Raw genomic sequence first — 19,406 nt, forward strand, 5'->3', positions numbered from 1 at the left:
ATGAAAATAGGGCGATACCATATGACTATTTAAAAACAAATAGTATCTACATATGAAATTTTCCTTTTCTTTTTTTCTTTTCCTTACGTTTTCAATTCTCTTTTCACAAGAAAAAGATCTTGTAATTCTTCCCGCGCCCATGATTGCTGTTGATTCACTATACAGAGAGGATCAATTTTATTTTGGATTAACCTATAATAGTTTGTTTAATAAAGCTCCGGGTGTTTCTCAAAATAAGTTTTCTTCTGGTTTTGTGATAGGTTTTTTAAGAGATATGCCAATAAATAAAAATAGAACGGTTGCTGTTGCCACTGGTTTCGGATTTTCATACAATAAGTCTTCTCAAAATTTGTATTTATCAAAGATCAATCAGGTCATTGAGTACAGCGTAATACCCTCAGGAAAGGACTACAACAAGAATAAGTTGGATCAATTTTATGTTGATCTTCCAATAGAATTCAGATGGAGAACATCTACACCTGAAAGTCATAAATTTTGGAGAGTTTACTCAGGATTTAAGTTTAACTATCTCATTTGGGATAGGTATACGTATATTGATGCCGAATCTAATTTTAGGATAGCTAATAATAAAGATTTGAATACCTTACAGATGGGTACTTACCTAGCTTGCGGATACAATACGTGGAATTTTTACGCCTATTATGGACTTACTCCTTTTTTCAAGACCGATGCTAAAATAGGTAACAATAATGTAGGCTTGAATACCCTAAATCTAGGGTTAATGTTCTACATTTTATAGCCAAAAGAACCACAATGCAACTTGAGGAATACCACCAATTAGGAAACCAATAATCAGTTCGAGAGTAGTATGTGCTTTCATTTCTAGGCGAGAGGAAGCAACGATTCCATTCATCAAGACTAAAAAGGCAATACAGTAAATAAAGTTAGCCTGAGTGTGGATACTTAATCCAATCACAAAAGATGTTAAAGAGCTTATCCCGAGCATGTGAATACTAGCTTTTCTTTTTACAAATAAAAGGAGGAGTGCTAGAACTGTACTAATTAATCCGCCATAGAGAAAAAAAAACAATTCAGGAATTCTGTCAACGGTGATGCTTTTTTGAATTACAATAATGATTAAAAACGCTTGAAAAAGCAATGGGATTTTTCGCTGTGTACTATCAGAAAGCATAATGTTATCTACTCTTCCAAGGGTTTTTAAAAGATAGTAGAACGAAATTGGAATAAAAATAAAGATGATGATTACCTGTAGCAGTAATAAATACTTATGGTAAGTTTCAAAATAGTTAGCTGTAAAAAACAGATAAAATAGTGTTCCAAAAACAGGAATAAATATAGGGTGAAAGAGATAGGAAAATAATGGAAGTATTTTTTTCAAAATTAATTATTATGCCATTTATGGTTATCAATAAGTCTAAGTAAAAGTAAATATTAAAAATTTTAAACAATTAAGAGATTTAAGAAAATTAAGTCTTATGACTTTAGCGCAAATACTTTCGAGAGGAACGGGCAAAGCAAACTTAACTTTCTTAATGGTTAAAAAAAATAAGCTATTTTATATTCATAATTGGTATTAGTTCTCAGAATAAAGTACTTATGTAATGAAAACTACATCTTTTTTCTCAATCGCGCTACAGGAATATCCAATTGTTCTCGATATTTTGCTATAGTTCTTCTCGCTATAGGATAGCCTTTTTCTTTGAGTATTTCAGCCAATTGATCGTCAGGAAGTGGTTTGTGTTTGTCCTCTTCTTCGATGGTGTTTTTGAGAATTTTTTTAATTTCAAGGGTAGAAACATCTTCTCCTTGGTCATTCTTCATGGCTTCAGAGAAAAATTCTTTGATGAGTTTTGTTCCATAAGGCGTTTCTACATACTTACTATTTGCAACTCTAGAAACGGTAGAAATATCCAGACCAACTCTGTCTGCAATATCTTTTAAAATCATCGGTTTCATCTTAGTTTCATCGCCTTCAAGGAAAAAATCTCTTTGAAAATGCATAATAGCATTCATGGTAACCAAAAGGGTTTCCTGACGTTGCCGTATGGCATCTATAAACCATTTAGCAGAATCTAATTTTTGTTTGATAAACTGAACAGCATCCTTCTGAGCTGCCGATTTGTCTCTGGAATCCTTATAAGTTTGCATCATCTCTTGATAGTCTTTAGAGACGTGTAAGGAAGGAGCATTTCTTCCGTTTAATGTCAGTTCCAATTCACCATCAACGATTCGAATGACAAAATCAGGAACAATATTCTCAGTAATTTTATTATTTCCTGTAAACGAACCTCCTGGTTTTGGATTCAATTTTTCTATTTCATGGATTGCTTTTTTAAGTTGCTCATTTGAAACATTATATTTTTGAAGCAATTTGTCGTAATGTTTTTTAGTAAAAGCATCAAATTGATTTTCGATAATGTCTGTGGCTAAGGCAATATATTCAGTGGGTGTTTTATGTTTTAATTGCAACAAAAGACATTCTTGTAAATCACGGGCGCCAACTCCAGAGGGTTCTAATTCATGAATGACATGAAGCATTTTCTCTACTGTTTTTTCATCGGTGTATATGCCTTGGGTGAAAGCTAAATCATCAACAATATCTGGAATACTTCTTCTAATGTACCCCATGTCATCAATACTTCCAACAAGGAATTCAGCTATTTCGCGTTCGTCCTCGTTGAGGATGAATGTATTCAATTGGTTAATTAAGTCTTGATGAAAACTAACAGGCGCCGTTAAAGGAGATTCTCTTTCTTCATCGTCATCACTATAGTTATTAGCTTGGGTTTTATAATCTGGAGTATCGTCGTTTAGATATTCGTCAATGTTGATTTCTTCTGAACCTATTTCGTCGTTATCGTCATAATCATCGTACTCGTCATTAGTGTCAAAATCGTCTTTTTCATATAATTCTTCCTCTTCTTTTCCGGCTTCTAGAGCTGGATTTTCATTCATTTCTTCTTTTAATCTTTGCTCAAAGGCTTGTGTAGGCAATTGAATTAACTTCATCAACTGAATTTGTTGTGGAGATAATTTTTGAGATAATTTGAGATTTAAGAATTGCTTTAGCATAATTGTTTGTGGTTTGTTGTTTAGGGTTTGTAGTTAACTCTAAACTACAAACCATGAACTATAAACATTTTAAAATTCAGCATTCATTGGTGTTCTTGGAAACGGAATTACGTCTCGAATATTAGTCATTCCTGTTACAAAAAGCACTAGCCTTTCAAAACCTAATCCAAATCCAGAGTGAATAGCCGAACCGAATCTTCGGGTGTCTATATACCACCATAATTCTTCTTCGCTAATTCCTAGAGCTTTCATTTTTTCAACTAAAACATCGTAGCGTTCTTCTCTCTGCGAGCCGCCAACAATTTCTCCAATTCCTGGGAATAGGATATCCATGGCACGAACGGTTTTTCCATCTTCGTTCAAACGCATATAAAAAGCTTTAATATTTGCGGGATAATCAAACAAAATCACGGGGCATTTGAAATGTTTTTCTACCAAATAGCGTTCGTGTTCACTTTGTAAATCAGCACCCCATTCATTGATTATAAATTGAAATTTCTTCTTCTTGTTGGGTGTTGAATCTCTAAGAATATCTATAGCTTCGGTATAAGAAACGCGTTTGAAATTGTTCTCTAATACAAAATCTAGTTTTTCTAATAACGACATTTCACTTCGCTCTGCTTGTGGTTTCGATTTTTCTTCGTCTAGCAAACGACCTTCTAAAAATTTCAAATCGTCATAACATTTCTCTTTGGTGTACTTAATTACAAATTGAATAAAGTCTTCGGCTAAATCCATATTATCATTCAAATCGTTGAATGCCACTTCTGGCTCAATCATCCAAAACTCTGCTAAGTGTCTGGAAGTATTAGAATTCTCTGCACGAAATGTCGGGCCGAATGTATAAATCTGACCTAAAGCCATAGCAAATGTTTCACCTTCTAATTGCCCTGAAACGGTCAAGTTGGTATGTTTTCCAAAAAAATCTTTTTTGTAATCGATATTTCCTTCTTCTGTTCTTGGTAAATTGTCTAAAGGCAATGAAGTAACTTGAAACATTTCTCCAGCGCCCTCGGCATCAGCACCAGTAATTATAGGTGTGTTTACATATACAAATCCTTTTTCTTGAAAAAAAGTATGAACAGCATGCGCCAATACTGAACGTACTCTCATAATAGCGCCAAAAGCATTAGTTCGCACTCTCAAATGAGCATTTTCTCGTAAGAATTCCAAAGAATGTTTTTTGGGTTGCATTGGGAATTTTTCGGCATCAGAATCACCTAAGATTTCTAATTTAGAAACTTGAATTTCGTACTTCTGCCCTGCACCTTTACTTTCTACTAATTCACCAGTTACAGAAACCGCAGCTCCAGTTGTAATTCTTTTGAGAATAGCTTCTGATGTGTTTTCAAAATCTACAACACATTGAATATTGTTGATGGTTGAACCGTCATTCAACGCAATGAACTGATTATTTCTAAAAGTTCTAACCCAACCTTTTGCATTTACTTCAAAGTTTGCTCTAGAGCTATTCAGTAAGTCTTTAACTTTTGTATGTTTCATTTTTGAACAAGGATTTTAAAATTTAGGACGTAAACATCCAAAATAGATACAAATATAAATTAATTATTTTTCTTTTCTAGTTCGTCAATCTCTTCATCAGTATGTTCTAGGATGTCAATTGTAGGTTCAAAAAATTCTTGCTCGTTAGCCAATGTTCTGTTTAGTGACAACACTAATGATGGTAATAATACTAGGTTAGACAGCATTCCAAAGAATAAGGTTAATGCAACCAATCCTCCCAGAGCAATTGTGCCTCCAAAACTGGATAGCATAAATACTGAGAACCCAAAGAACAATACAATTGAGGTATAAAACATACTAATTCCTGCATCGTCAAATGTAGCAAAAACGGATTTTTTTATTTTCCAATCATTACGAGAAAGTTCTAGTCGATATTGAGCCAAAAATCGCAAAGTGTCGTCAACGGACATTCCGAAAGCGATACCAAAAACTAAAATAGTAGACGGTTTTAATGGAATACCCAAAAAGCCCATCAATCCAGCAGTCATCAATAGTGGCAACAGATTAGGGATAATCGAAACCAAAACCATTTTAAAAGATCTAAACATGATGGCAACCAATCCGCCAGTAATTAAAAAGGCAAAAAGCAATGATGACAATAGGTTGTCAAGTAAGTATTTGGTTCCTTTTTGGAAAACAGATGCTTTACCAGTGATAATAACTTCATATTTTGGAGACGGGAATAGAATGTCCACCTTATTGCGTAAATGAGCTTCGATAGCTTCCATTTTTTCACCATTTTCATCTTTGATAAAGGTCGTCATTCTCGCTACTCTTCCATCTGAAGTGATGTAGCTTTTCAATTGATTATCCTTTGTTTTTTTCAATGAATTTTTAATGTATGGCAGCAAGAAAATTTCTTCTTGTTTGGAAGGCAAAGTATAAAAATCAGGATTCCCGTTGTAGTATGCCTGATTAAAACTTTTAGCTATATTGACAATCGATAGAGGCTTTGAAAGTTCGGGAACATCAGTTATTGTTTGTTCTAAATCTTCCATTCTTCTGAGATTGGATAATTTCATGGCGCCATTTTTTCTTTTGGTGTCAATCATTATTTCCAATGGCATTACGCCGTCAAATTCCTTTTCAAAAAAGCGTATATCGTCAAAGAAGGCTGTCTTTTTGGGCATGTCTTCAATAATACTTCCTGAAATACGAATTTTATAAATGCCTATAATTCCTAAAATCAACAAACAAATAGAAGTGATGTACACACCAAGACGATTGAATTTTACTGTGTTGACAATCCATCGTAAAAAAGAAGTTAAGGATTCACGTTCTAGGTGATTGAGATGCCTTGGAATAGGAGGTGGAATGTAACTGAAAAAAATAGGAATCAATAGGAGACACAAGAGATAAATTGCCAAAATATTGATTGTAGTAACCACGCCAAATTCTCTCAAAAGAATATTATTTGTAGCAATGAAAGTTGCAAATCCAACAGCCGTAGTAATGTTAGTCATTAAAGTGGCAGTTCCGGTTTTTGTGATAACACGCTGAAGCGATTTGGCTTTATTCGAGTGTTTGTAATATTCTTGATGGTATTTGTTAATAAAGAAAATACAATTGGGTATTCCTATCACAATAACAAGTGTTGGAACTAACGCTGTCAGTACAGTGATTTCGTAACCCAAAAGTCCCATAATTCCAAACGACCACATAACTCCAATAATTACGATAATTAATGAAATCATTGTAGCTCTAAAAGACCTGAAAAAATAAAAGAAAATGAGCGAAGTTACAAGTAAGGCTGCTCCAATGAATAAACCAATCTCATCGGTAATCGTTTTGGCATTTAACGTTCTGATATAGGGCATGCCCGAAGTGTGGAGTTCAACACCTGTTTCGGTTTTAAATTTTTCGAGGATTGGAATTAAATCCTTCAAAACAAAGTTTTTTCTTTGTTTGGTATTTACAATTTTTTTATCCAAATAAATCGCCGAACGAATGGCTCCTGTTTTTTTGTTGAATAACAATCCTTCATAGAAAGGTAATTTTGAAAACAGTTCGGATTTAATTTGTTGTAAATACTGCGGGTCTTGTGTTTTAGATTCGTCTACGAATGGTTTTAGTTCAAAAGTTTGTAAAGAATCATTTTTGGTCAGTTGTTGCAAATTGTCTACTGAGACAACAAGACTAACTTCTTTGTGTGATTTAATGGTTTGTATTAACTCATGCCAAGCTTTATATACTTTAGGGGTAAATAATTTTTTATCTTTGGTAGCAATTACAATAAGATTTCCTTCCTCGCCAAAGTGGCTGAGAAATTTTCGATAATCAACATTTACTTTGTCATCAGCGGGAATAAGATTGGCTTCGGTTTGAGTAAATTGTATGTATTTCCATTGTGTGCCTAGTAGAATTGTAATTAAAACAATCGAACTTAAAATAAGGATTCTATTTCTCAATATGATTCTGGCAACAAGTTCCCAAAAGCCAATACCTAACATTTTTTTCATAATAACTTAAAAAGGCTTGCAAAGGTACATAAAAGGGTAGATATTTAATACTATAAATAGAACAGAATTGTGCTAAAAGTGTATCGTTCTTTTAACCAGATTAAATTTATATTATCAATAATTTATAGTGTAAAATTTATAAATTTACTTCCGCATATTTGTATGTACTAAAACATATTCAAGTTGAATCCGTAAACTATGAGAAGATTTAAAAATTCTATCTTTTATATTGCAGTGACTGGAGGCTTTTCAGTTTTAATTTACTGGATTATATCTAGAGGTAAGTCATTAGAAAATGGCAGAGAAATCGTTTCTGTCTCCACCCAAAAAACACAATGGACAGAATTTTTAGATTCGCTAATTCACAATCTTCAACATCCTTTGGCCATATTATTAGCTCAAATTGTCACCATTATTCTTGTTGCAAGATTTTTTGGATGGATGTTTAGAAAAATTGGTCAACCGTCTGTAATTGGCGAAATTATTGCCGGAATTGTACTTGGTCCATCCTTGCTTGGCATGTATTTTCCTGAGTTCTCATTGGCAATTTTCCCAGTTGAATCTCTTGGTAATTTACAGTTTTTGAGTCAAATAGGGCTTATCCTTTTTATGTTTGTTATTGGGATGGAACTTGATTTAAAAGTACTTAAAAACAAAGCCAATGACGCCATTGTAATTAGCCATGCAAGTATAGTTTTTCCTTTTTCTTTGGGAATTGGATTAGCATATTTTATTTATTACAGATTTGCACCAACAGGAGTTGAGTTTTTATCATTCAGTTTGTTCATGGGTATTGCTATGAGCATAACGGCTTTTCCTGTTTTAGCAAGAATAGTTCAAGAACGCGGGATTCACAAAACGAGATTAGGAACCATTGTTATTACATGTGCTGCCGCCGATGATATAACCGCATGGTGCTTACTGGCTGCAGTAATTGCAGTAGTCAAAGCCGGATCTTTCGTGAGTTCATTATATATTATCGGATTGGCATTTGCTTACGTAATGACAATGATTTTTGTGGTTAAGCCATTTCTTAAACGAATTGGAGATTTATATAAAACCAAAAACAAACTGAATAAACCTGTCGTAGCTATATTCTTTTTGACCCTGATTCTTTCGTCTTATGTGACTGAGGTAATCGGAATTCACGCTCTTTTTGGTGCATTTATGACAGGAGTTATTATGCCAGATATTAGTAAATTCAGAGCTATTTTTATTGACAAAGTAGAAGATGTTTCTGTGATATTGTTGCTTCCTTTATTTTTTGTTTTTACTGGTTTACGAACTCAAATAGGATTAATCAATGATCCTTATTTATGGAAAGTTACAGGTTTTATAATACTTGTAGCGGTATTAGGAAAATTTTTAGGGAGTGCTATTGCCGCAAAATTCGTTGGTCAAAATTGGCGAGATAGTTTGACTATAGGTGCGTTAATGAACACTAGAGGGTTAATGGAATTGGTTGTTTTGAATATTGGGTATGATTTGGGAGTATTAACTTCCGAAATTTTTACCATGATGGTAATTATGGCATTGGTAACGACCGTAATGACAGGGCCAGCACTTGATTTGATTAATTTTATATTTAAAACAAAAGACGTATTTATTTCAGATTCTATTAAAAATGAAAGTAAGTATAAGATTCTAATTTCATTCGGAAATAACGAAAAAGCGAAATCATTATTAAGATTAGCCAATTGTTTGGTAAAAAAACAAAAGGATTCATCGAGCGTTACAGCCATGCATCTATCTATGAGTGAAGAAATGCATTCCTATGATTTAGAGGATCAAGAGAGAAGAAGATTTAATCCAATAGTGGAAGAATCTAAATTATTGAAGCAAGAAATAACCACCATTTTTAAGGCGACTGTAGATATTGAAACAGATATTGCTGATATTGCCAATCATGGTGAGTATAGTATTTTGTTGGTAGGTCTTGGAAAGTCCATTTTTGAAGGAACTCTACTCGGTAAAGTATTAGGATTTACAACTAGAATTATTAATCCAGATAGACTTATTGATAAGTTTACGGGTAAAGAAGGGTTGTTTGAAAATTCTCCTTTTGATGAACGAACTCGACAAATTATCTCTAAAAGCAAAATACCTTTAGGAATTTTAATTGACAAGAATTTTAAAGATGTCAATCAAGTTTTTATTCCTGTATTTAATGCGGAGGATGTATTTCTAATGGAATATGCACAAAAATTGGTGTACAACAATAATTCAACGGTTTCTATATTGGATGTCAATACTACATATGGAACCAATTTTGTTGTAGAAAGTACCATCAGTTCCTTGAATGAGAAATATCCAGAAAATATCATTTTGATGACTGAAAAAACTATGAGAAAGGAATTTCTAACAAAGCTTGATTTGATGATTGTAAGTTTAGAAAGTTGGAAAACTCTTGTAGACTCTCAAAGCACTTGGTTGACAAATGTGCCTTCGGTTTTAATTATAAAACCTTAGTTGTGAATTGGCTTTTATTAATTTTGGGAGGTCTTTTTGAAGTGGGGTTTGCCACTTGTTTAGGCAAAGCTAAAGAAAATTCAGGCACTGAGGCAATAGTTTGGTTTATTGGTTTTTTGCTTTGCCTGTGCATCAGTATGGTATTGTTGTACAAGGCATCACTTACAATACCCATAGGAACGGCATATGCTGTTTGGACAGGAATTGGCGCAGTAGGAACTGTTTTTGTTGGAATTTTTGTTTTTAAAGAACCAGCAACATTTTGGAGATTGTTTTTTATAACTACATTAATCGCCTCTATCGTTGGATTAAAATTTGTCTCTGCTAATTGACAAAAAAAATCCGTCTAACTTTATTCAATTAAAATAAAATTAGACGGATGTATTATAGTTTACTAAAATTTAAACCTTCATAATTTCAGCTTCTTTCGAAGCCAGAATTTCATCGATTTTTTTGATATAACTGTTAGTTAAATTTTGAACTTCTTCTTCAGCACTTTTACAAATATCCTCAGAAGTTCCCTCTTTTTCTAGTTTTTTAATATCGGTATTAGCATCTTTTCTTGCATTTCTAATCCCAATTTTTGCATCTTCAGCTTCTGCCTTAGCTTGTTTTGATAAATCACGACGACGTTCCTCAGTCAAGGGCGGTACGCTAATTATAATTACGTCGCCGTTATTCATAGGATTAAATCCCAGATTGGCAACCATAATAGCTTTTTCAATGGTTTGCAACATCTTCTTTTCATACGGTTGAATAGTGATGGTTCTGGCATCGGGAACATTCAGATTTGCAATTTGATTGAGAGGGGTTTGTGAACCGTAATAATCTACAAACACACTACCTAACATAGCAGGCGATGCTTTTCCCGCTCGAATGTTCAACAATTCTTTTTCTAAATGGGCGATGGTGCCATTCATAGATTCCTTGGTACTGTCTAATATAAATTCAATTTCTTCGGTCATGATTTTTAGTTTTCAGATTTTAGTTTTCAGAAATGGTATTGTAATCTATGTATTTCTTTAAACGTTTACTACTGTTCCAATATTTTCTCCATTGCATATTTTCAATAAATTTCCTTCTTTGTTCATATCAAAAACAACAATAGGTAATTTATTTTCTTGGCTTAGAGTAAAAGCAGTTGTATCCATTACATTCAATCCTTTTTTAATTACGTCCTCAAAAGAAATGTAGTCAAATTTTACTGCTGAACTATCCTTTTCTGGATCAGAAGAATATATTCCGTCTACTCTTGTTCCTTTTAGTATTACATCAGCTTGAATTTCAACACCACGTAAAACCGCAGCTGTATCGGTGGTGAAATACGGATTACCAGTACCTGCACCAAAAATTACAATTCTGCCTTTTTCAAGGTGGCGAACCGCTCTTCTTTTTATGTAAGGTTCGGCAATAGCTTCAATTTTTAAGGCTGTTTGTAGGCGAGTGAGCATACCCTTATCTTCAAGTGCTCCCTGAAGAGCCATTCCGTTTATGATTGTAGCAAGCATTCCCATGTAATCACCTTGAACCCGATCCATGCCATTGCTTGCTCCTGAAACGCCTCTAAAAATATTTCCTCCACCAATTACAATTGCAATTTCTACTCCTTTGTCGTGAATTTGTTTAATTTCATCAGCATATTCTGCCAATCTCACAGGGTCAATCCCATATTGTCGGTTGCCCATCAATGCTTCTCCACTTAGTTTTAGTAATATTCTTTTGTATTTCATTACGGTTTTATCTAAAATTTTGAGTCACGATTTCGCAAACCCAAGGACTTAATTTTGTTTGGTTGAGTTGTGCAAATATAGTTATATTCTGATTTTTTGAAATAGTGTTGTTAAAAAATATATTTATTCCCAAATCCTGAGTTGAATTATTTGGTCTTGTGTGATAAATGTTACTGTCATATCGTTTTTGATGCGGTAAATTTACTCATAATTAAAGACCCTAAAATGAAAAATTCAATAGCGAAAGCTCTATTTAAAAGTTATACTTATCTAGAATATAGAAAACTAATTTCAGATTTATTAGATGAAGGAAAATCAACTGGAAAGGAACAATCAGAGGATCTGACTCATTACAGTATTTTGAATGAGACTCGAATGAATCGATTGGATAAAACCATCAAAATTGCTGATGAAATACTCTCAAAGCTGAAATCATTGAAAAGAGAATATATTTGGTTGGTTATTGCCGAAGGATGGTGTGGAGATGCAGGTCAGATACTGCCAATTATCAATAAAATGGCATTAGAATCCGATAAAATAGATTTAAAAATTGTTCTTCGTGATGAAAATGAAGAATTAATGAACTTGTTTTTGACCAATAAAACAAAATCGATTCCAAAGTTAATTATCATCGATAAAGAAACAGGTAGTGTCATAAATCATTGGGGGCCAAGACCTAGTGGAGCTGTTAATTTAATTCAGAATTATAAAAATCAACACGGCTCTATTGATGAAACTGCTAAGACGGAATTGCAATTATGGTATTTGCACGATAAAGGGTTGTCTACTCAAAATGAGATTATGACTGTTATGATTGAATCTGAGAAATTGATTTTTCAAATACATTGATTTCTGAAATGATTTAACCATTGTTATTAAAAAACATTCTGAAAAACGTAAGTAATAGCTTTAATTTTTAGAAGGTTAGTAAAGAGATTCCTAAACTTAGGCTTCCGATATTTTTTTGATTATGAAGTGGAAATCCATATTCTGCAATTTGAATGTATAGTAGTAAATCCTCATCGGTTTGTACACCAAGACTAAATTTTTTATAGATTCCTTCCAAGTTTCCTCTTCCTAATGCAAATGATTTTCCAAATCCAACTTGTGCTATAACCCTAGTAGTCGCCATGCCTAATTTTGGGCTTAATTTAAGATTAGCAAAAATCGGAGCTACAACCAAACTTTGCGATATTTTCCAATCAATTCCTGAATGAATTGCTATAGAAACCCACTTATTGTAATGAATGCCGTAGCCAAAACTTGAACTTAAACCATCAGGTAAAAACCAAGAATTGTTTCTTTTGCCATTCAAATCCTCTTGACCTTGCTCAGAATTGCCTTTTAGAGGAATAGAAAAATCGAATTGGGTGAAAGTAGATTTTGTTTTAGTTTTCATGCCTTCGTTTGTTGTATATGTGGTTTGAGAAAAAGAATTTACTTTAAGAAGTATGAATAGAATTACTATGAAATTTCTTTTTAAATTAATTTTCATACAATTATGATTAATTTAAATTTTCTTCAAATTGAGTAATTTCAACAGCATTTTCAACACTATAATCACCAATTTTTGTTCTTCGTAAAGCGGTAAGGTGTGAACCAGAATTCATTGCTTTTCCAAAATCATACGCTAAGGAACGAATGTAAGTTCCTTTACTGCAAACCACTCTAAAATCAATTTCAGGTAGCGAAATTCTTGTAATTTCAAATTCGTGGATAGTCGTTTTTCTCGAGGCAATTTCGACAGTTTCTCCAGCACGTGCGTGCTCATAAAGACGAATACCCTCTTTTTTTATGGCTGAAAAAATGGGCGGTTTTTGATCAATTTCGCCTAAAAATTGTTTTGTTGTTTCATGAATTAAAGCCTCATCAATATGTGAAATATCAAAAGTTGCATTAACTTCAGTTTCTAAATCATAGGATGGAGTAGTGGCTCCAATATGAAAAGTACCCATATATTCTTTGACTTGACCTTGAAGTTCGGTGATTCGTTTGGTGAATTTCCCTGTGCAAATAAGCAATAATCCCGAAGCTAGTGGGTCTAGGGTGCCTGCATGACCAATTTTAAACTTTTTTGGCAGTCCAACTTTATTGATAAGCAAATATTTTAATTTATTTACGGTTTGAAACGAACTCCAATGCAAGGGTTTGTCAACAAGTAAAATCTGTCCGTTCAAGTAGTCTTCAGCATTCATCAAATAACGCTCAAAGGATGAATAAAAAAGTGAATTATTAACAAAGCAACACCAACAATGATGCGGTAATAACCAAAAACTTTAAATCCATGTTTGCTCAAAAATCCAATGAATGATTTTATGGCAATTAATGCCACAATAAAAGCAACAATGTTTCCTATTACTAGGAAATTTATCTGATCGTGAGTTAATACGAAACCGTCTTTATAATAGTCATAGCATTTTTTTACCGTTGCTCCAAGCATGGTGGGAACAGCCAGAAAGAAAGAGAATTCTGCTGCTGCTGAACGAGATAATTTTTGAGACATTCCTCCTACAATGCTTGCACCACTTCTAGAAACACCAGGAACCATGGCAAGACACTGAAACAAACCAATTTTAAATGCTTTTAGATAAGTGATTTCTGTATTGGTAGAATTTCCAAACCAATCATCTACCTTTAATAACAGTATTCCTCCAACTAATAGAGAAATGGCAACAGTAACTGGATTTTCAAGTAAACTATCAATTTTTTTTGCAAATAATAATCCTAGAATCACTGCTGGAATAAATCCCACAAGTATTTTTAAATAAAAATCGAAAGTTTGAAAAAATCGTTTAAAATATAAAACCAAAACTGAAAGTATGGCTCCTAACTGGATAACTATAGTGAAAAGTTTGGTAAATTCATCGTGTTCAATACCAAAATAAGTACTGGCAAGAATCATATGTCCTGTTGATGAAACGGGCAAAAATTCTGTTATTCCTTCTATAATGGCAAGGATGACAGCTTGTAGTGTATCCATGATATTTCTTTAGATTTTTAAATGATGTAGAATGAATACTCTATTTCTTTGGGTTTTTTAATATTGAGTAAATGGTAATTCCAAAGCCTATCAACACCACTGTAGGTGCCAAGCGAATTCTTCTGAAATTAAAAATATCTTCATTGAAAACTTTTGGATCATCGCTTCCACCTCCAGACATCAGTATAAAACCTAATGCAATGACTGCAATACCAATTAAAAGTATTTTGTAGTTTATTTTGTCAAAAAGGAATTCTTGTGGTTGTTGTTTATCTTCCATTTGTGTAAAAGTCTAAAATCGTAAATTAATAAAGGTCGTCTGTTCTTAAATTCAAATAACGTTGTGTGGCAAAAAAAGTGCTTATCCACGTGATTAAAATACCAACTAATAGTACGCCAACTAAAACAGCTCCTATCGTCAATGGGTCGTTAAGTATTCCTAAATTCGGAAAGTTAGTATCCAAATAGACCAATAAACCAATTAAAGCTAAAACGGCTAAAACAGAACCAATTAATCCTAGCTTGATGCTTCTCATTATGAATGGTTTTCGGATAAATGATTTTGTGGCACCAACCATTTGCATCGTTTTGATAATGAATCTATTGGAATAAATGGACAATCGCATAGAGCTATTAATCAAAATCACTGCGATAAAAGCTAGAATTCCACTAATAATTAGAATCCACATGCTCACTTTCTTGATGTTGTCATTTACCAAATTCACCAATTGCTTGTCATAGACAATATCAGATACCATCTCATTAGCTCTGAAACGACTTTCAATTTTTCGAATATTTTCTGTATCAATATAATCTGCTTTCAAGTGGATGTCAAAAGAATTTTGTAGCGGATTTGCTCCTAAAAATGTCATAAAATCTTCACCAATAATATCTGTATGTTGTTTTGCAGCCTGTTCCTTGGTTACATAAACACTCGATTTTACAAATTTTGCAATTTTTAGTTCATCACGAAAAGCATTGATAACACTATCAGTAGCTTCATTTTTGAAGAAGACAGTCATAGCAATTTCTTCCTTAAAATCATCGGATAATTTTTTAGAATTGATTACAAATAAACCTAAAATTCCCAACAAGAATAGTACTAGAAATACACTCAATACTACCGAAAAATAAGAAGAAATCAGTCTGCGTTTTTGAAATTTTTCAAAAGAGGAACTCATATGTAATTAAATTATGGGGTAAAAATAATAAAGAATTTCTTTAATTACAGTTTATAACGTTTAAAGTTTTGACTTTAGTACAATAAACGTAAATTTGCCGTTCAATTTTAGTAACCCTTTCAGGGTTTAAAATAAAACAATATAAACGAGGAATGAAATACAATCCCAACGAAATCGAAGCTAAGTGGCAAAAATTCTGGGCAGAAAACCAAACTTTTGCTGCATCTAACCATTCTGAAAAGCCAAAATATTATGTTTTAGATATGTTTCCTTATCCCTCAGGAGCGGGATTGCATGTAGGGCATCCGTTGGGATATATCGCTTCAGATGTGTATGCGAGATACAAAAGACATCGCGGATTCAATGTCTTGCATCCAATGGGTTATGATAGTTTTGGGTTGCCAGCAGAACAATATGCCATTCAAACGGGTCAGCGACCAGAAGATACTACATCGGTAAATATTGATGGAGGAGTAGACAAAGAGGGAAAGCAAATTGCAGGCTACAGAAAGCAGTTAGATAAAATAGGATTTTCATTCGATTGGAGTCGTGAAGTACGCACTTCAAATCCAGATTATTACAAACACACCCAGTGGATTTTCATCCAATTATTCAATTCTTGGTACAATAAACATTCAGACAAAGCTGAGGATATTGCAACGCTGATTTCCATTTTTGAGAAAGAAGGAAATGCAAATGTTAACGCTGTTTGCGATGATAACATTGCAATTTTTTCGTCAAGCGAATGGAACGCTTTTTCATCAGAACAACAACAAAAAATACTACTGCACTACCGATTAACTTATTTGGCAGAGACCGAAGTGAATTGGTGTCCGGGCTTAGGAACAGTTTTGGCTAATGACGAAATTGTAAATGGCGTTTCAGAACGTGGAGGTTTTCCAGTAGTTCGCAAGAAAATGACTCAATGGAGTATGCGAATTTCTGCTTATGCGGAGCGTTTGTTGCAAGGTTTAGATACGATTGATTGGAGCGAAAGCATCAAAGAAAGTCAAAGAAACTGGATTGGAAAATCAGTAGGAGCGATGGTTTCGTTTAAAGTTAGAAGTCAGAAGTCAGAAGTTGGAAGTCAACAACATTACATAGAAGTATTTACTACTAGACCCGACACTATTTTTGGAGTAACATTCATGACTCTGGCACCAGAACACGAATTGGTTGCACAAATCACCACCCCAGAACAAAAAGCAGCTGTTGAAGCCTATATCGAAAAAACCGCAAAGCGTTCGGAACGTGAGCGTATGGCAGATGTAAAAACCATTTCGGGTGTATTCACAGGAGCGTATGCTGAGCATCCGTTTACTAAAGAAGCGATTCCAGTTTGGATTGGCGATTATGTTTTGGCAGGTTATGGAACAGGTGCTGTTATGGCGGTACCTTGTGGTGATGAACGAGATTATGCCTTTGCTAATTTCTTCAAAGGCAATCCCGAAACTTCGGGAGGTATGCCTGAAATCAAAAATATTTTTGCCAATGCCGATATTTCCAAAGAAGCATTCAGTTCTAAAGACAATGTAGTTCTTGCCAATTCCGATTTCTTAAACGGATTGAATTACAAAGAAGCCACCAAGAAAGTCATTGCAGAATTAGAGAAAATAGGGCAAGGAAAAGGAAAAATCAATTACCGTTTGCGTGATGCGGTTTTCTCTCGTCAACGCTATTGGGGAGAACCTTTCCCAGTCTATTATGTGAATGGCTTACCACAGATGATTGAGGCGCAACATTTGCCAATCATCTTGCCAGAAGTAGAGAAATATTTACCCACCGAAGACGGTTTGCCTCCATTAGGGAATGCCACTGTTTGGGCTTGGGACACTGTAAATAATAAAGTGGTCAATACAGATTTGATTGATAATAAATCCATATTTCCTTTAGAATTGAACACCATGCCGGGTTGGGCGGGAAGTTCTTGGTACTGGATGAGGTATATGGATGCGCACAATGAAAATGAATTTGCCAGTCAAGAAGCCTTAAACTACTGGGAAAGTGTAGATTTATACATTGGCGGAAGCGAACACGCCACAGGTCATTTATTGTATTCTCGTTTTTGGAACAAATTTTTAAAAGATAAAGGTTATGCACCCACCGAAGAGCCTTTCAAAAAACTGATTAATCAGGGAATGATTTTGGGGACAAGTGCGTTTGTTTATAGAGTTTTGGGTACTATGGGGATTCCTTCTGTTTTTATATCTTCCAATTTTGTTAAGCGAAATGAAATTTTAGTAGTAAAGAAAATATTAAAAGAAATTCATAACAAACATGGAGTTAAAGAATGGGGAGAAGAATTAACAATTGGATTTTCACCTATTCATGCTGATGTTTCAATGGTAAATTCTTCAGATGAATTAGATATTGAAAAATTCAAAGCTTGGAGAGAAGACTATGCGGATGCTATTTTTATTACCGAAGAAAACGGAAAATATATAGTCGGTCGCGAAGTCGAAAAAATGTCGAAATCGAAATACAATGTAGTGACTCCTGATGATATTTGTGCTGAATACGGTGCCGATACTTTGCGTTTGTACGAAATGTTTTTAGGACCATTAGAACAAGCCAAACCATGGAATACGGCAGGGATTTCAGGTGTTTTTGGTTTCTTGAAAAAATTATGGCGTTTGTATTTTGATGAAAATGGGTTAATCGTAAATGACAATGAGCCAACAAAAGACAACCTGAAAACTTTACACAAAACCATTAAAAAAGTAGCAGAAGATATTGAAGGATTTTCTTTCAACACTTCAGTGTCACAGTTTATGATTTGTGTGAATGAATTGTCTGCTCAAAACTGTCATTCACGAGCCATACTAGAACCCTTAGCCATTTTGATTTCGCCTTATGCGCCGCACATTGCTGAGGAATTATGGAGCCAATTGGGACATTCGGGTTCAATTGCTACGGTTGATTTCCCTCTTTTAGATGAGAAGCATTTGGTAGAAAGCAGCAAGGAATATCCAGTTTCTTTCAACGGAAAAATGCGTTTCACTATCGAATTGCCTTTGGATTTAACTCCAGCTCAAATTGAAGAAATCGTAATGAAAGACGAAAGAACCATCAAACAATTAGCTGGGAATACACCTAAAAAAGTAATTATCGTTCCTGGGAAAGTAATTAACTTGGTTGGATAATTAGAATTCGTCAGTTCGAGTTTTTTTTGAAATATGATGGAACAAACTTCTCGGTACGCTTCGCACTCGAAGTGACGGTATCGAGAACCTATTTTAAAAATGCCAAATTGACATTTTGTAAAAATGGTGCATAATTTGATGGTAGCATTCTATCTTAATTATAAAAAAAACAAAAATTATGTATTTACTATTAGCAGGTTTAATCATGTTATTCAGTTGGTTAGTAAGCAGCCGATTGAAGAGTAAATTTGAGTTGTATTCTAAATTGCAATTACAAAACGGAATGTCAGGACGTGAAATTGCCGAGAAAATGCTAGCCGATAACGGAATTTATGATGTAAAAGTTATTTCAGTTGAAGGTCAGCTAACCGATCATTATAATCCCGCTGACAAAACTGTTAATTTAAGCGAAGGAGTTTACAATCAAAGAAATGCCGCTGCAGCTGCTGTTGCTGCTCATGAGTGTGGTCATGCGGTGCAACATGCTACGGCTTACAGTTGGTTGACTATGCGTTCGCAATTGGTACCAATTGTAAATGTAGCCTCAACTTATATGCAATGGATTTTGATTGCAGGAATTTTGATGGTGCGCACTTTTCCGCAATTACTATTAGTTGGAATCGTCATTTTTGCTGCTACAACATTGTTTTCTATAATCACCTTGCCGGTAGAGTATGATGCTAGTAATCGTGCTTTAGCTTGGTTAGAAAACAAAAACATGCTTACTCGTGAGGAGCAAGCTGGAGCAAAAGATGCCTTAAAATGGGCAGCAAGAACCTATGTGGTTGCAGCTATTGGTTCGATAGCGACCTTGTTGTATTACATTTCGATTTACAACAATAGAAGATAAACTCTTTATTGAATAG

At 34.1% G+C, this 19,406-nt stretch carries 17 protein-coding genes; 6 read left to right on the plus strand and 11 right to left on the minus strand.

Annotated elements, in window-relative coordinates:
- The first annotated feature begins 52 nt into the window (after positions 1–52).
- Complete coding sequence (locus tag AC23L6_RS01830; RefSeq protein WP_487560590.1) at positions 53–760, plus strand: porin family protein; 708 nt, start codon at positions 53–55, stop codon at positions 758–760.
- Here AC23L6_RS01830 and AC23L6_RS01835 read toward each other — a convergent pair.
- From AC23L6_RS01835 to AC23L6_RS01850, 4 genes are all read right to left on the minus strand, one after another.
- Positions 755–1,360, minus strand: a complete 606-nt coding sequence (locus AC23L6_RS01835; RefSeq protein WP_487560591.1) for a hypothetical protein — start codon at positions 1,358–1,360, stop codon at positions 755–757. The genes AC23L6_RS01830 and AC23L6_RS01835 overlap by 6 nt on opposite strands.
- Positions 1,361–1,590: 230 nt before the next feature.
- Positions 1,591–3,054, minus strand: coding sequence for an RNA polymerase factor sigma-54 (gene rpoN, locus AC23L6_RS01840; RefSeq protein WP_487560592.1), 1,464 nt, complete (start codon positions 3,052–3,054; stop codon positions 1,591–1,593).
- Positions 3,055–3,123: 69 nt separating this feature from the next.
- Positions 3,124–4,557 (minus strand): asparagine--tRNA ligase, encoded by a 1,434-nt coding sequence (gene asnS / locus AC23L6_RS01845; protein ID WP_487560593.1) that lies wholly within the window; start codon positions 4,555–4,557, stop codon positions 3,124–3,126.
- Positions 4,558–4,616: 59 nt separating this feature from the next.
- Positions 4,617–7,037, minus strand: coding sequence for an efflux RND transporter permease subunit (locus AC23L6_RS01850; RefSeq protein ID WP_487560594.1), 2,421 nt, complete (start codon positions 7,035–7,037; stop codon positions 4,617–4,619).
- A gap of 198 nt (positions 7,038–7,235) precedes the next feature.
- On the opposite strand from AC23L6_RS01850, the gene AC23L6_RS01855 reads away from it, so the two are divergent.
- The gene (locus tag AC23L6_RS01855) at positions 7,236–9,506 is read left to right on the plus strand and encodes a cation:proton antiporter (protein ID WP_487560595.1); all 2,271 of its coding nucleotides are present in this window, start codon (positions 7,236–7,238) and stop codon (positions 9,504–9,506) included.
- A gap of 2 nt (positions 9,507–9,508) precedes the next feature.
- A complete protein-coding gene (locus AC23L6_RS01860; protein ID WP_487560596.1) occupies positions 9,509–9,838 on the plus strand; it encodes a DMT family transporter in 330 nt (109 codons plus the stop codon).
- A 69-nt stretch (positions 9,839–9,907) separates the two neighbouring features.
- Here AC23L6_RS01860 and frr read toward each other — a convergent pair whose 3' ends face one another.
- Together frr and pyrH are read right to left on the minus strand one after the other, a co-directional pair.
- Positions 9,908–10,471: a ribosome recycling factor gene (gene frr, locus AC23L6_RS01865; RefSeq protein ID WP_487560597.1), complete on the minus strand. Its 564-nt coding sequence runs from the start codon at positions 10,469–10,471 to the stop codon at positions 9,908–9,910.
- Between the two features lie 57 nt (positions 10,472–10,528).
- Entirely contained in the window at positions 10,529–11,236 is a 708-nt protein-coding gene (gene pyrH, locus AC23L6_RS01870) for a UMP kinase (protein WP_487560598.1), read from the minus strand.
- Between the two features lie 225 nt (positions 11,237–11,461).
- On the opposite strand from pyrH, the gene AC23L6_RS01875 reads away from it, so the two are divergent.
- Positions 11,462–12,085, plus strand: coding sequence for a thioredoxin family protein (locus AC23L6_RS01875; protein WP_487560599.1), 624 nt, complete (start codon positions 11,462–11,464; stop codon positions 12,083–12,085).
- A gap of 67 nt (positions 12,086–12,152) precedes the next feature.
- On the opposite strand, the gene AC23L6_RS01880 is transcribed toward AC23L6_RS01875, so the two are convergent.
- From AC23L6_RS01880 to AC23L6_RS01900, 5 genes are read right to left on the minus strand one after another with little or no spacing between them, the layout of a single operon-like run.
- Positions 12,153–12,731: a hypothetical protein gene (locus AC23L6_RS01880; RefSeq protein WP_487560600.1), complete on the minus strand. Its 579-nt coding sequence runs from the start codon at positions 12,729–12,731 to the stop codon at positions 12,153–12,155.
- A 10-nt stretch (positions 12,732–12,741) separates the two neighbouring features.
- Entirely contained in the window at positions 12,742–13,431 is a 690-nt protein-coding gene (gene truB, locus AC23L6_RS01885) for a tRNA pseudouridine(55) synthase TruB (protein ID WP_487560601.1), read from the minus strand.
- A complete protein-coding gene (locus AC23L6_RS01890) occupies positions 13,431–14,216 on the minus strand; it encodes an undecaprenyl-diphosphate phosphatase (protein ID WP_487560602.1) in 786 nt (261 codons plus the stop codon). Before AC23L6_RS01890 ends, truB begins: the two co-directional genes overlap by 1 nt.
- A 40-nt stretch (positions 14,217–14,256) precedes the next feature.
- Entirely contained in the window at positions 14,257–14,496 is a 240-nt protein-coding gene (locus AC23L6_RS01895; protein ID WP_487560603.1) for a DUF3098 domain-containing protein, read from the minus strand.
- Between the two features lie 25 nt (positions 14,497–14,521).
- Positions 14,522–15,397 carry a cell division protein FtsX gene (locus tag AC23L6_RS01900; RefSeq protein WP_487560604.1) on the minus strand — a complete coding sequence of 292 codons (876 nt, stop codon included), beginning with the start codon at positions 15,395–15,397 and terminating at the stop codon, positions 14,522–14,524.
- A 152-nt stretch (positions 15,398–15,549) separates the two neighbouring features.
- Here AC23L6_RS01900 and AC23L6_RS01905 point away from each other — a divergent pair, with 152 nt between their 5' ends.
- Positions 15,550–18,540 (plus strand): leucine--tRNA ligase, encoded by a 2,991-nt coding sequence (locus AC23L6_RS01905; RefSeq protein WP_487560605.1) that lies wholly within the window; start codon positions 15,550–15,552, stop codon positions 18,538–18,540.
- 178 nt (positions 18,541–18,718) lie between these two features.
- Entirely contained in the window at positions 18,719–19,390 is a 672-nt protein-coding gene (locus tag AC23L6_RS01910) for a zinc metallopeptidase (protein WP_487560606.1), read from the plus strand.
- The last annotated feature ends 16 nt before the right edge of the window (positions 19,391–19,406 follow it).

It is taken from the genome of Flavobacterium sp. R1_16 (assembly GCF_057652095.1).

Excerpts from the sequence above, each read along its gene's own strand:
- AC23L6_RS01880 (WP_487560600.1), bottom strand. The coding sequence starts at position 12,731 with ATGAAAATTAATTTAAAAAGAAATTTCATAGTAATTCTATTCATACTT.
- AC23L6_RS01905 (WP_487560605.1), top strand. The coding sequence starts at position 15,550 with ATGAAATACAATCCCAACGAAATCGAAGCTAAGTGGCAAAAATTCTGG.
- AC23L6_RS01900 (WP_487560604.1), bottom strand. The coding sequence starts at position 15,397 with ATGAGTTCCTCTTTTGAAAAATTTCAAAAACGCAGACTGATTTCTTCT.
- AC23L6_RS01830 (WP_487560590.1), top strand. The coding sequence starts at position 53 with ATGAAATTTTCCTTTTCTTTTTTTCTTTTCCTTACGTTTTCAATTCTC.
- AC23L6_RS01910 (WP_487560606.1), top strand. The coding sequence starts at position 18,719 with ATGTATTTACTATTAGCAGGTTTAATCATGTTATTCAGTTGGTTAGTA.
- AC23L6_RS01855 (WP_487560595.1), top strand. The coding sequence starts at position 7,236 with ATGAGAAGATTTAAAAATTCTATCTTTTATATTGCAGTGACTGGAGGC.
- pyrH (WP_487560598.1), bottom strand. The coding sequence starts at position 11,236 with ATGAAATACAAAAGAATATTACTAAAACTAAGTGGAGAAGCATTGATG.
- rpoN (WP_487560592.1), bottom strand. The coding sequence starts at position 3,054 with ATGCTAAAGCAATTCTTAAATCTCAAATTATCTCAAAAATTATCTCCA.
- AC23L6_RS01850 (WP_487560594.1), bottom strand. The coding sequence starts at position 7,037 with ATGAAAAAAATGTTAGGTATTGGCTTTTGGGAACTTGTTGCCAGAATC.
- truB (WP_487560601.1), bottom strand. The coding sequence starts at position 13,431 with ATGAATGCTGAAGACTACTTGAACGGACAGATTTTACTTGTTGACAAA.
- asnS (WP_487560593.1), bottom strand. The coding sequence starts at position 4,557 with ATGAAACATACAAAAGTTAAAGACTTACTGAATAGCTCTAGAGCAAAC.
- frr (WP_487560597.1), bottom strand. The coding sequence starts at position 10,471 with ATGACCGAAGAAATTGAATTTATATTAGACAGTACCAAGGAATCTATG.
- AC23L6_RS01875 (WP_487560599.1), top strand. The coding sequence starts at position 11,462 with ATGAAAAATTCAATAGCGAAAGCTCTATTTAAAAGTTATACTTATCTA.
- AC23L6_RS01895 (WP_487560603.1), bottom strand. The coding sequence starts at position 14,496 with ATGGAAGATAAACAACAACCACAAGAATTCCTTTTTGACAAAATAAAC.
- AC23L6_RS01890 (WP_487560602.1), bottom strand. The coding sequence starts at position 14,216 with ATGGATACACTACAAGCTGTCATCCTTGCCATTATAGAAGGAATAACA.